The sequence below is a fragment of the Mesonia profundi genome, assembly GCF_031085155.1.
Taxonomy (GTDB): domain Bacteria; phylum Bacteroidota; class Bacteroidia; order Flavobacteriales; family Flavobacteriaceae; genus Mesonia; species Mesonia profundi.
In genome coordinates, this window is record NZ_JAVHUL010000008.1 from 48,079 (window position 1) to 59,882 (window position 11,804).

The 11,804-nt window shown below is 35.3% G+C and carries 10 protein-coding genes; 4 read left to right on the forward strand and 6 right to left on the reverse strand.

What is annotated here, in order from left to right; genetic code table 11:
* Window positions 1-55: 55 nt before the first annotated feature.
* Window positions 56-1,435 (forward strand): fasciclin domain-containing protein, encoded by a 1,380-nt coding sequence (locus RBU60_RS04600; RefSeq protein WP_308863506.1) that lies wholly within the window; start codon window positions 56-58, stop codon window positions 1,433-1,435.
* A gap of 408 nt (window positions 1,436-1,843) precedes the next feature.
* Here the strand turns inward: RBU60_RS04600 and yidC are convergent, their stop codons facing one another.
* The 3 genes from yidC to RBU60_RS04615 all read right to left on the reverse strand — a co-directional run bounded on the left by yidC (window position 1,844) and on the right by RBU60_RS04615 (window position 5,807).
* On the reverse strand, window positions 1,844-3,688 hold the full coding sequence (yidC, locus tag RBU60_RS04605) for a membrane protein insertase YidC (RefSeq protein WP_308863507.1): 1,845 nt from the start codon (window positions 3,686-3,688) through the stop codon (window positions 1,844-1,846).
* A gap of 153 nt (window positions 3,689-3,841) precedes the next feature.
* Window positions 3,842-5,461, reverse strand: coding sequence for a CTP synthase (locus RBU60_RS04610; protein ID WP_308863508.1), 1,620 nt, complete (start codon window positions 5,459-5,461; stop codon window positions 3,842-3,844).
* 106 nt (window positions 5,462-5,567) lie between these two features.
* Window positions 5,568-5,807, reverse strand: a complete 240-nt coding sequence (locus RBU60_RS04615) for a DUF3820 family protein (RefSeq protein WP_308863509.1) — start codon at window positions 5,805-5,807, stop codon at window positions 5,568-5,570.
* Between the two features lie 296 nt (window positions 5,808-6,103).
* Here RBU60_RS04615 and RBU60_RS04620 point away from each other — a divergent pair, with 296 nt between their 5' ends.
* Window positions 6,104-7,753, forward strand: coding sequence for a phytoene desaturase family protein (locus RBU60_RS04620; protein WP_308863511.1), 1,650 nt, complete (start codon window positions 6,104-6,106; stop codon window positions 7,751-7,753).
* 115 nt (window positions 7,754-7,868) lie between these two features.
* Window positions 7,869-9,062, forward strand: coding sequence for an ADP-forming succinate--CoA ligase subunit beta (sucC, locus tag RBU60_RS04625; protein WP_308863512.1), 1,194 nt, complete (start codon window positions 7,869-7,871; stop codon window positions 9,060-9,062).
* A gap of 104 nt (window positions 9,063-9,166) precedes the next feature.
* Here sucC and RBU60_RS04630 read toward each other — a convergent pair whose 3' ends face one another.
* Together RBU60_RS04630 and RBU60_RS04635 are read right to left on the reverse strand one after the other, a co-directional pair.
* A complete protein-coding gene (locus RBU60_RS04630; RefSeq protein WP_308863513.1) occupies window positions 9,167-9,439 on the reverse strand; it encodes a DUF1456 family protein in 273 nt (90 codons plus the stop codon).
* Between the two features lie 33 nt (window positions 9,440-9,472).
* Window positions 9,473-10,768 (reverse strand): DUF2254 domain-containing protein, encoded by a 1,296-nt coding sequence (locus tag RBU60_RS04635; protein ID WP_308863514.1) that lies wholly within the window; start codon window positions 10,766-10,768, stop codon window positions 9,473-9,475.
* A gap of 195 nt (window positions 10,769-10,963) precedes the next feature.
* Here RBU60_RS04635 and RBU60_RS04640 point away from each other — a divergent pair, with 195 nt between their 5' ends.
* Window positions 10,964-11,401 carry an Hsp20/alpha crystallin family protein gene (locus tag RBU60_RS04640; RefSeq protein WP_308863515.1) on the forward strand — a complete coding sequence of 146 codons (438 nt, stop codon included), beginning with the start codon at window positions 10,964-10,966 and terminating at the stop codon, window positions 11,399-11,401.
* Window positions 11,402-11,479: 78 nt separating this feature from the next.
* Here the strand turns inward: RBU60_RS04640 and RBU60_RS04645 are convergent, their stop codons facing one another.
* Window positions 11,480-11,803 carry a DMT family transporter gene (locus tag RBU60_RS04645; protein WP_308863516.1) on the reverse strand — a complete coding sequence of 108 codons (324 nt, stop codon included), beginning with the start codon at window positions 11,801-11,803 and terminating at the stop codon, window positions 11,480-11,482.
* Between the last annotated feature and the right edge of the window lies 1 nt (window position 11,804).

An 11,804-nucleotide genomic window follows, 5' to 3' on the forward strand; every position in this document is an offset into this window, starting at 1 on the left:
ATGGTTTTTGTATATTGGGCTTAAATAAAAACCTAAACCCTAGATGAATTATTCTATGTCAAAATTAACAAAAATACTGCCAGTTTTATTGTTTGCGTGTGTTCTTTTTTCTTGTCAAGATGATGATGATAATGACAATGTGATAGAGGGAAATAACTCTATAATCAACTATTTACAAAAAAATGACCAATACAGTAGCATTGCTGCAGTAGTTGTAAAAGCTGGTTATGAAGGAACTTTAGATGGAAATTCGGGAGTGTATACCTTTTTTGCGCCAGATAATGAGGCGATGAATCTTTATTTTTCTACCCAAGGAATCTCTGGCGTAGAAGCTTTATCTCAAGAAGAAGTGCAGCAATTGGTGAACTATCACCTTCTATTAACTCCAAATAAAGAAGAAAATTTTATTACGGGCTACTTAAAAACCAATGCGAAAAAAGTGCTGAATGATTCGGTGAATTATAATTTAGATCTCTTTGTGGACACAGAGCAAGAATTGATCTTTAATGCGCAAACCAAGATTTCTTTTCCAGATATAGAGGTAGATAATGGCGTTTTACACGGAATTGATCACGTATTGAATCCGCCAAGCGTATCCGATTTCATGCAAATCGATACCCGATTACAAGCTTATTATGACGAACTAACAACTGAAAATTTAATCACTGAAATTGATTCCGAAGAGGATAAAACCATCTTTGCTCCTTTGGGTGTTGAATTGGAAGCCTTTTTAAACAATCAAAGTTTTACTACTTCAGAAAAAGAGAATTTCTTAAAAAACCACCTCATAGAAGGCTTCTTTGTAACCGATTTTCTAAAAACAGGTTATCTAAAAAACAAGGCGACCGCTTTTAATAATGAAGCTATAGATACTTATTTTAATCTTAATCTAGGTTTATTGCTTAATGGAAGCAGCAGTATTGTACAGCAAGATGTTATTGCCACCAACGGCGTGATTCATATTCTAGACAGCGTATTAGAAGTGCCTACTTTAGCTAACTTTATTAATGCAGATATAGATTTAGTGAACTTCAAAACCGCTTTAATTAGAGATGATCAATTGTTAGAAGATTATATAAACAGGCTGACGAGTACAAATGGGGGAGAGGTTCCATTTACGGTTTTTGGACCTTTAAATACTGCTTTCGATTCGGCCTTATTGGAGCTTTTTCCAGAGCAAAATGCAACTTTAGAAGATATAGATACTGCTACTTTAACTTCTATATTAAACAACCATATCGTAACGAATAATGCTTTTACCTTAGACAATCTGCCTTCAAATGTAAACACTTTGGAAGGTCAGTTGCAAGTTACTAAAACAGATAGCACGTTTACTTTAACCGACGCACAACTGCGTACCTCGAATTCTGTAAGAGTCGATATCCAAGCTAAAAACGGACTTTTACATAAGGTAGATACGTTGTTGTTGCCATAGTCAAGGAATTTTTAGTTTAGATATGTTGCTATGCAATAAAGAACCAGGAGACAAGAACCAAGACTTAATTGTAACTCATCGATAATCAGTAACAGTTTAAAATAAAGCATTTCTTCGCTTTTGATAAAATCATTTTCAACAAAGTAAGGTATTCATTCCTAATTTTTCTTAGAAATCATATTTTAAAAAGATTCATATAACTTTATAATGATTTAAGCGGATAAAAAGGATTGGAATAGTGAGAACTAAAAACAGTCGAAAAACAGGTGGAAAAGTAATTTAACAACGAGACTATTTATTTCATTTGGTGTTGTATGTGTCATCAAGTATTTAGAATGCTAAAAAGCTAATGCTAAAAAAAGCTCTTGGAATCCCAAGAGCTTTTTTTATATCTATAAGTGGTGGAAATTACTTCTTAGCTTTCTTTTGCTCTTCGGCTTGTTCCATCATTTCTTGCATCTTTCTAGAAAACTTGTTTTGCTTTTTAGGCTTCTTCTTGTTCTCTTGGATTTTTGCGTGAATCCTATCCTCATCAATAATGAAGTTTTTGATCACCAACATAATTCCTATTGTAATTAAGTTAGAAGTTAGGTAATATAAAGATAATCCACTCGCAAAATTGTTGAAAAACACCAACATAAATAATGGAGATAGATACATAATAAACTTCATATTAGGCATTCCGGGTTGAGACTGCTGCATACTCTGCCCTGTCGTCATCGTCATATAAATAAAGATAGCAATAGAAGCAAGAATAGGGAAAAGGCTTACGTGGTCTCCATAAAACGGAATGTTAAACGGCAATTCTGCAATCACATCATAGCTCGATAAATCATCTGCCCATAAAAATCCTTTCTGGCGAATTCCGAAAGCACTTGGAAAAAAGTTAAATAAGGCGTAGAATACAGGAATTTGCATCAAAGCGGGCAAACAACCAGCCATAGGACTAGCGCCAGCTTTACTGTACAGCTTCATGGTTTCTTGCTGCTTCTTCATCGCATTGTCCTTGTACTTTTCATTTAGCTCATTAATTTCTGGTTTTAGAACCTTCATTTTTGCTTGAGAAACGTACTGCTTGTATTGAACCGGAGAAAGTAAAAGCTTCACACTAATGGTTAAGAAGATAATAGCAATTCCGGCAGGTAAAAATCCGCTAAGGAGATTAAAGAAAGGCATGATAAAGTATTGGTTAATCCAACCAAAAATTCCCCATCCTAAAGGAACCACTTCCTCTATATTGCGATCGTAAGATTTCAGTACTTTAAAATCGGTAGGTCCATAATACCAATCCATCGTTTCATTAAACTCTCCCCCTTTTAGTTGTAAAGGCACAGAAGCCCAAAATTCTTTGGTAAACGTAGTATCTACTTCTTCATCTTGAACAAGATTTTTTGAAACAAATTTAGCACTTTCAAAAGGAGCATCCGTTAATAGAATGGAGTTAAAGAAATGTTGCTTAAAAGCAATCCAAGAAATTTGTTTGCTGTTTTCTTCTGCAGTATCTCCTTGTCCCGTATAATCGTCTTTACCATCTTCGTATTCCCATTTAATTTCGGTATACTTATTTTCATAAGAAATACTTTTGGCGTGGCGATAGGCTTTTAGCTTCCAGTCTAATTGAATATTTCCTTTTTGAATAACGTCAGACAATCCGTTAGAACGAATAGCAAAGTCAAACATATAATCATCTGGCTTTAATTCGTAATAGTATTCTAGGTAATCATTTTCCGATACTTTTAATTTCATCGATAAAGAAGAACCATCTTCAGAAATGCTTGGCTCAAAAAACATGTCTTCCGTAGCGATAGAGCGGTTATCTTGCGTGGTAAAGTTTAGGTTTAAAGATCCATTCCCATCCTTGATAATATAAATAGGTAAAGAATCGTAAGTTTTAAACTGTTTAAGCTTTGCCTCTACAATTTGTCCTCCTTTATTGCTTATTTTTAAGGCTAGCACCTCATTTTCTAAGGTGGTAATATTTTCTTTGGCAGAAGGAAGGGTAGAAGAATAACCAAAAGCTCCTAGTTTTTCTTTCGCCTGTGCAATCCCTAAAGAATCGTTTGCAGACGTTGGAGTATTAGGGATAATTTCATTTTGCGGAGTTACAGCTTCAACACTCTCTTGCTTTTCTGGTGTCCCTACTTCTTTTACTTCTGTAGTTTCGTCTTGATTGTAATAGAGCATCCATAGTAAAACGGCTCCAATTAAGAAAAACCCGATGAGGGAATTTAGGTCAAATTTTTTATTATCCATAAAATTGTTTCAATGATCAAGTCGACTTATAACTTGAATATCTATTTAAATCAGCGTGCAAAAATCTTAAATTTCCTTGACAACACGCATTTATTTTGTTTATTTTTTTATTTCAAAAAAAGAACCACTTATCCGTCGCAAGACAAGATGACATTATTTTCTTTTTTGAGAAAAAACTTTGGCAGCCCTAATAAAATCTATAAATAAAGGATGCGGTGTGGCTACCGTACTTTTATACTCGGGATGATATTGTACCCCAATAAACCAAGGATGATCTTTTAACTCTACTACTTCTACCAATTTGGTTTGTGGATTAATGCCAGAGCTAATTAAACCAGCAGCTTCTAATTGTTCTTGATAGGCATTATTGTACTCATAACGGTGTCGGTGACGTTCGCTAATTTGAGATTTTCCATACACTTTCTCAATTAAAGAACCTTCTTTTAATTCACAATCCCAAGCTCCTAAACGCATGGTGCCGCCCATTTGTGTAATGTTTTTTTGACTTTCCATAATATCAATGACTGGATTTTTGGTGCAATCATCCATTTCTGTACTGTTGGCGTCTTTTAAGTTCAAGACGTTTCTAGCAATTTCTATAACGGCCATTTGCATTCCTAAACATATTCCAAAAAACGGAAGTTTGTTTTCTCTCGCATAACGCACCGCTTCAATTTTACCTTCAATTCCTCTTTCTCCAAATCCTGGGGCAACTAAAATTCCGTCAAGGCTACTAATAACTGAATTTTGATGATCTACATCTAAAAATTCAGAATGGATACTTTTAATAGTCACTTTAACTTCATTTTCCGCGCCAGCGTGAATAAAAGATTCTAAAATAGATTTATAAGAATCTTGCAACTCTACATATTTACCAATGAGACCAATGGTAACTTCTGCGGTTGGATTTTTATGGCGTTGTAAAAACTGATTCCACTGCGTTAAATCGGGTGCAGTATCGTCTGGTAAGTCTAATTTCTTTAAGGTAATGGTATCTAAACCTTCTTCTAGCATTAAATTCGGCACATCGTAAATGGTAGAGGCGTCAATAGATTGAATCACCGCTTCTTGTTTTACGTTGCAAAATTGTGCTAATTTTCTTCTTATATCATCGCTCAGTTCGTGCTCTGTTCTACACACTAAAATATCAGCATTTATACCACTTTCCATAAGGGTTTTAACGCTATGCTGAGTCGGTTTCGTCTTTAATTCTTTCGCCGCAGATAGATACGGAATCAAGGTAAGATGAATCACCAAAGAATTATGATCTCCTAAGTCCCATTTTAATTGGCGAACCGCTTCTATGTATGGAAGAGATTCTATATCTCCCACGGTACCACCAATTTCTGTAAGGACAATATCGTAATCGCCACTTTTTCCTAAAATCTGGATACGTTCTTTGATCTCGTTGGTAATGTGCGGAACTACTTGTACGGTTTTGCCTAAATATTCGCCACGGCGTTCTTTTTGAATCACGCTTTGGTAAATTTTACCCGTAGTAACATTATTGGCTTGGGAAGTATTCACGTTAAGAAAACGCTCGTAATGACCCAAATCTAAGTCGGTTTCTGCTCCATCTTCCGTCACAAAACACTCTCCATGTTCATAAGGATTGAGCGTTCCTGGATCTACATTAATATATGGATCTAGTTTTTGAATGGTAGTTCGATAACCACGGGCTTGTAAAAGTTTTGCAAGTGAAGCTGCGATAATTCCTTTCCCGAGAGACGAAGAAACACCACCAGTAACAAAAATGTACTTAGTTTGTGCCATTTTTAGGTTCTTTAAATATTGTCTATACGGAGCGCAAAAGTACAAATTTTATCTCATATTTAGAGAAGAAATAAAGAAATTGCTAAACAATTTAGCAAGTCAGTTTTTATAGCGGTTTTGGGTATTTTCTGCGGATTTCTTTTAGCATTCCTTCCAGACCGTTAATTTTAAATTCGTGTACGGCTTTTAGCTGTTTGCCTAACGAGTTTTCTGGAAATCCTTTTTGTGAAAACCAAGTGTAATAAGGTTCTGGAATATCAGACAAATACCAATTTTTGTATTTGCCAAAATACATTCTTGCGTAGGCTAATTTTACTAAGTCTTTTGGTTCTAGTCCTGGAATCATGACGACAAATGTAGTGAAAACATGATATACCTATCTAAAGAAAATTATTAGCTTCTGGTTAAAACTTTAAAAATGGCAGTTTTTATTTATGGAATGGGGAGCCAATGTATTTATAGAATTAGACTTTACTTTTTACGTTAGATTGATAGTTATGAAATTAAATCTAATTTCTATGATCTAAAAGCACCCGTTCGAAAGAGTTCTTACCCGAACGCTGCGACGAGGACGGGTCTAACATCTTAGTCGGGCAGGACTAAAAGAAAAAATAATCTTGTATCTTTCAAAAAAAATAAAGCGTGTACGATGTAATTGTAATCGGTTCTGGTGCTGGAGGTTTAACCAGCGCAATCTGCTTAGCAGAACGAGGGAAAAAAGTTTTGATATTAGAAAAACATGAGGTTCCTGGAGGTTGGTGTCACAGCTTTTACGTGAACGGCCAACGGCACAGCCCCGGTCTACATTATATAGGTCTTTTAGGAGAGGGCGAATCTACCAGCGATTTGTATAAAAGCCTAGGGATTGCCAACGATCTTACTTTTTTTAGAATGCATAACGAGGCTTACGAGCGATGTCATTTAGGCGAGCATCAATTTGATTATCCCAATAGTTACGATAGATTAACAGCAAAACTGATTGCCCGTTTTCCGGAAGAAAAAAAAGGAATTCTAAAAGTGATGGAGCTTATAGAAAAGGTGAATGCTCAAATTATGTTGATTCCTAAACTAAATGGTTTTTGGGATCATGTTTTAATTCCGTTTAGAACTAAAGAAATGGGAAAATACGGACTGTTTAGTTTGGAAAAAGTTCTTAAGAAATTTATTAAAGATCCAATTCTACGTAATATACTTTCGGTGCAATGTGGCGATCATGCGCTTGCACCTAGTAAAGCACCTTTTCCGTTTCATTGCGCTTTAATGGGGCATTATAAAAATGGAGGTTATTACCCAATGGGAGGAGGCGGAGCCTTGGTAAAAGCAAATACCAACCGACTTAAAGCTTTGGGGGCCGAAATAAGAACTAAAAGTGGCGTAGAAAGAATTCTTCTGGAAGAGAATAAAGCGGTTGGAGTAGTGTTGGAGAATGGAGAGCAGCTTTTTGCGCAAACGATTATAAGCAATGCAGATCCGCATACCACGTATCAAAAGTTAGTGGGAGAAGAAAATTTGAATAAAAAACTGCAAAAGAAACTTTCTAAAACCAGTTATTCGCTCACTTCGCTCATTCTTTTTTTGACCGTAGATACAGATGTCACCAAATACGGAATGCATAGCGGAAATATTTGGCGATTTACCCAACTAGATATTGATAAAGCTTTAAGCGGAAGTATTAAAACTCCCTTATTAGAATTGGAAGAATTCCCCGGAATGTTCATTAGCTGTAGTAGCTTAAAAGACCCGACGAGTTTTGATGGAAAGCATCATAATTTTGAAGTGGTTACTTTAATAGACTATGAGCAGTTTAAACCTTATGAACAGTTGGATGAGGAAAGAAATGAAGCTTATCAACAATTTAAAAGGAGCTTGTGCGATTTATTCATGGTTTCTTTAGAAAATGAATTTCCGGGAATTAAGGATCACGTGGTACATACCGATTTAGGAACTCCGTTAACCAATGAATATTACGTTAATACCACTCGGGGTAATATTTATGGAACAGAGAAAAGCTTAAGACAAATAGGTCCGTTTGCTTTTAAGACACAAACACCCTTTGAAAATCTTTATCTTACTGGAGCAAGTGTTTTATCACACGGGGTAGCGGGAGCAGCTCATGCCGGAGTGACTACGGCTGCAAAAATTTTGGGAGAACGCCCAGAAGAATTGCTTCAGGTGAAACCAGATCAAAAACTTAGGGTGCTGGAAGCCGAAGATGATACACTTTGGCCAGAAGATATAAAGAGAAAAATAGCTTTAAAACAGAAGAAATTCCGCGAAAGCGAAAAGATTTAAAAGGATTTATAAAAATAAATACACATTTAATACTTCTTTACGGAAATATTATTGGTACTCATTATTACATTTGTTACTTTTGCGAATCAAATTGAACTTCTAGAAAAACCTGATTATGAATTTACACGAATATCAAGGAAAAGAAATATTAAATAGTTTTGGCGTAAGAATTCAACGAGGAATCGTTGCAAGCACACCAGAAGAAGCAGTTAGCGCTGCAAAAAAATTAACCGAAGAAACGGGAACTGGATGGCATGTGATTAAAGCACAGGTACATGCAGGTGGACGTGGAAAAGGTGGTGGTGTAAAACTTGCCAAAAATCTACAAGAAGTAGAGAAAATTGCAGGAGAGATTCTTGGAATGCATTTGGTGACTCCACAAACTTCGGCTGAAGGAAAATTAGTAAATCAGGTTTTAATTACAGAAGATGTATATTATCCTGGTGACAACGAGCCAGAGGAATATTATATGTCTGTGCTTTTAAATAGAGCCAATGGTAGAAACATGATTATGTATTCTACAGAAGGAGGAATGGATATTGAAACCGTTGCCGAGGAAACTCCGCATTTAATCTTTACGGAAGAAATTGATCCTGCAACAGGAATTTTACCTTTTCAGGCTAGAAAAATCGCTTTCAACTTAGGATTATCTGGTGCAGCTTTTAAAGATATGACCAAATTCGTTACGGCACTTTATACGGCTTACGATAAATCTGATTCTTCTTTATTTGAAATTAACCCCGTGTTAAAGACAAGTGATGATAAGATTATGGCGGTAGATGCAAAAGTATCTATTGATGATAATGCTTTATTCCGTCATAAAGATTACGAAGCAATGCGTGATGACCGCGAGGAAAACCCAACGGAAGTAGAAGCAAGAAAAGCTGGCTTAAGTTATGTGGACCTTGACGGAAACGTAGGTTGTATGGTAAACGGAGCTGGTTTAGCGATGGCAACAATGGATCTTATTAAGTTTGCAGGTGGTGAGCCGGCTAACTTCTTAGATGTTGGAGGAACAGCAGATGCCAAACGTGTGGAAGAAGCTTTCCGCTTGATCTTAAAAGATGAAAAAGTAGAAGCTATTTTGATTAACATCTTTGGAGGTATTGTTCGTTGTGACCGTGTGGCACAAGGAGTTGTAGACGCATACAAAAATATGGGAGACGCTATTAATGTGCCTATAATCGTTCGCTTACAAGGAACTAATGCAGACATCGCAAAAGAATTAATCGACAACAGTGGCCTTAATGTAGAGAGTGCCGTAGAGTTTAAAGAAGCTGCAGATAAAGTACAAAAAGTATTAGCATAATTGCTACTGACTTATAGATAACAAAAAACCCGCTTTGTAGCGGGTTTTTTTATGGGTTATTCTAAACTATATTTTCTAAAGTAATGAAGTTGGCAGAATATAATTTATTTATTTGGTGAGTTTTTATCTTTGGAAGTCTTGTCTTGTTTTGGAGGCATGGGGCCACGCAAGTGAATGATAAGACCGTTAAGGAAATTCCTTAAAAATTGATCTCCGCATTCTACATACTTAGGGTGATCTTCTTTTCTAAAAATGGCGTTTAGCTCACTTTTAGTAACCTTAAAATCTACTAGTTCAAAGATTTTAATAATATCATCATCACGAAATTTATGTGCTACGCGTAATTTTTTAAAAGTGTCGTTGTTGGTTAATCCCATAATTTTATTTTATATAAAAGCAAAAATACATGATTACTCACGTTTATTGGGTAAACTTTTGTAAAGTTGTTCTATACGACGCTTATCTTCTTCATTTTCTACATTAGCGGTAGCATCATCGTATAGGTATTTTGCTTCGCTAATGAGGCTATTGTGGTAATGATCATTGTTAGTTTGTTGTAATAAAAGGTATTTAATCATAATGAATAGCTTTTGCACACAAGTCATATCATGTTTGCAATAGGTGCGGTAACTCACCATAACTTGATACATCAGTTCACTAAAGTTTATGGTGTTGATATAAATTAAAGATTTATCTTCATTGGTAATAATGGTATCGTCATTCTTCTGAAGCCGAATTGCAAACAATTCTGTCAAGTAATCTATGGTATTAATGGCGGTGCCGGGGTCATTTATCCCTGGAGACATCGCTTTGATGCCTATTTCTGTGATTTGTTTGAAGGCTAAAGCATAATTATCATCAACAATTTCGCCTTGCGCAAAGTTAAAATTAGATAAGATTTCTTCTACTAATTCTTTGTCGATTGCTTTACTGGCTTTGATTATTGGGATTTCTTTTAAAACAAAAGCTCCTGGAATAGGGATAATTTTAAGCTGGAGATCATTTTCTTTACAAATATTGATCAAATTGGCCGCAGCAAAAGTTTGAAGGTATCCTGTTTCTTTACTCCCGTACTCTTTCCAATCGCTAGTGTCTGGAAAACTAGGAGATTCTTTTTTTTCTTTTTCAATTAATCGAATCATTCTAGTTTTGGCTTTCGAGTAAATTCCCTCTAAGATGCTATTTACTTGAATGGATTTAGAAATGGAGTGAATAAAGTATAAGAAAGAGAAAAAACATAAAACCGTCAACGCAATTCCTATTAATACTGAAAAGCCAGGAAGTTGATATTTATCGGTTTCCTTGGGGTTGATTCCTACCAAGGTAAATGTATTGTATAGAATAGTAGCAAGATACATTCCCAATACATATTGATGATTCCGCTTAGAAATTAAGCCAGGAAGTACTCTGGGAGAAAAATTACTAGAAGCTTGATTCAATAAAACCATTACCATGGAAAAGCTAAATACCATAATAGAAATGATTCCTCCCGTTAAAAAACTAAGTAAAGTTTTAGCGGTATCAGCGTTATTAATTACCAATGGAGGTGCATGCTCTATCACAAAAGCCGAAATTCCTTTATCCTCCAAATAAAGCATAAGCATGGCAAAATTAAAACCCAAAAAACTGAGTAAAGCGGGGTAAAAAGCAATGTTGTCTTCTATGCTATGGAAGAAGCTTTTAATTTTAATGTAGAATGATTTCATGTGTAGGTTTGAACTTCCAAAATACTAAGCTTTTTCTAGACAAAGTCTTAATAAATACAAAAATTTAAAATAAATATCGACAAAATGTCAGGCAGCATTCGTTAGGTGTAGACAGAATGTCATTTGTTTTTATTTGGTACTCAAATTGAAATATACTTTTCAAATAATTAAAATAACCATTAAAAATATATAGTTATGAGTTTAGTAAAAAGAACAGAGAATTGGTTACCATCTACTTTTGATGATCTGTTGAAGACAGATTGGTTGGGAGAAACTTCTAATGTGAATAATATAGGAGTTAGTATTCCTGCAGTGAATATTAAAGAAAGTGAGGATAATTTTTTGGTAGAGGTTGCGGCTCCCGGAAAAGGCAAAGAAGATTTTAATATCGAGTTAAACCATGATGTGTTAACGATTTCTTCTGAAAACAAAAAAGAAAACAAAGAGGACGAAAAAGGAAAATTTACCCGTAGGGAATTTAGTTACCATACGTTTAAGAGAGCCTTTAGTTTGCCTGAAACAGTAGATCATAAAAAGATTAATGCCTCTTATGAACGTGGGGTTTTGTTGATCAATTTACCTAAAAAAGAAGAAGCTAAAGTGCAACCCAAAAGGTTGATAGAGATTTCTTAAGGAAACTCTTATTTCATAGTGTTGATTAGTTAGTTAGTAAAAACTCCTTGTTAAAGCAAGGAGCTTTTATGTTTACGGTCAAGAAACCATTTTTAAGCCAATAATACTTATGATTAAAGTAGTGATAAAAAAAATGCGCCAAAATGTAGCGGGTTCTTGAAAGTAAAAAATACCCAGTAAAACAGTACCCACGGCACCAATTCCTGTCCATACTGCATAGGCAGTTCCAATAGGTAAATGCTGAGTGCTTTTTACCAATAGCACCATACTAATAGTAAGACAGACTATAAAAGAGCCATACCACATGAAGGAAGCATTACCGGTTAGCTCTTTTGCTTTTCCTAGCGAGAAGGCGAAACCCACTTCAAATAATCCTGCGATGATCAATAGAATCCAATTCACG

Excerpts from the sequence above, each read along its gene's own strand:
- RBU60_RS04600 (WP_308863506.1), top strand. The coding sequence starts at position 56 with ATGTCAAAATTAACAAAAATACTGCCAGTTTTATTGTTTGCGTGTGTT.
- yidC (WP_308863507.1), bottom strand. The coding sequence starts at position 3,688 with ATGGATAATAAAAAATTTGACCTAAATTCCCTCATCGGGTTTTTCTTA.
- RBU60_RS04610 (WP_308863508.1), bottom strand. The coding sequence starts at position 5,461 with ATGGCACAAACTAAGTACATTTTTGTTACTGGTGGTGTTTCTTCGTCT.
- RBU60_RS04615 (WP_308863509.1), bottom strand. The coding sequence starts at position 5,807 with ATGATTCCAGGACTAGAACCAAAAGACTTAGTAAAATTAGCCTACGCA.
- sucC (WP_308863512.1), top strand. The coding sequence starts at position 7,869 with ATGAATTTACACGAATATCAAGGAAAAGAAATATTAAATAGTTTTGGC.
- RBU60_RS04630 (WP_308863513.1), bottom strand. The coding sequence starts at position 9,439 with ATGGGATTAACCAACAACGACACTTTTAAAAAATTACGCGTAGCACAT.
- RBU60_RS04635 (WP_308863514.1), bottom strand. The coding sequence starts at position 10,768 with ATGAAATCATTCTACATTAAAATTAAAAGCTTCTTCCATAGCATAGAA.
- RBU60_RS04640 (WP_308863515.1), top strand. The coding sequence starts at position 10,964 with ATGAGTTTAGTAAAAAGAACAGAGAATTGGTTACCATCTACTTTTGAT.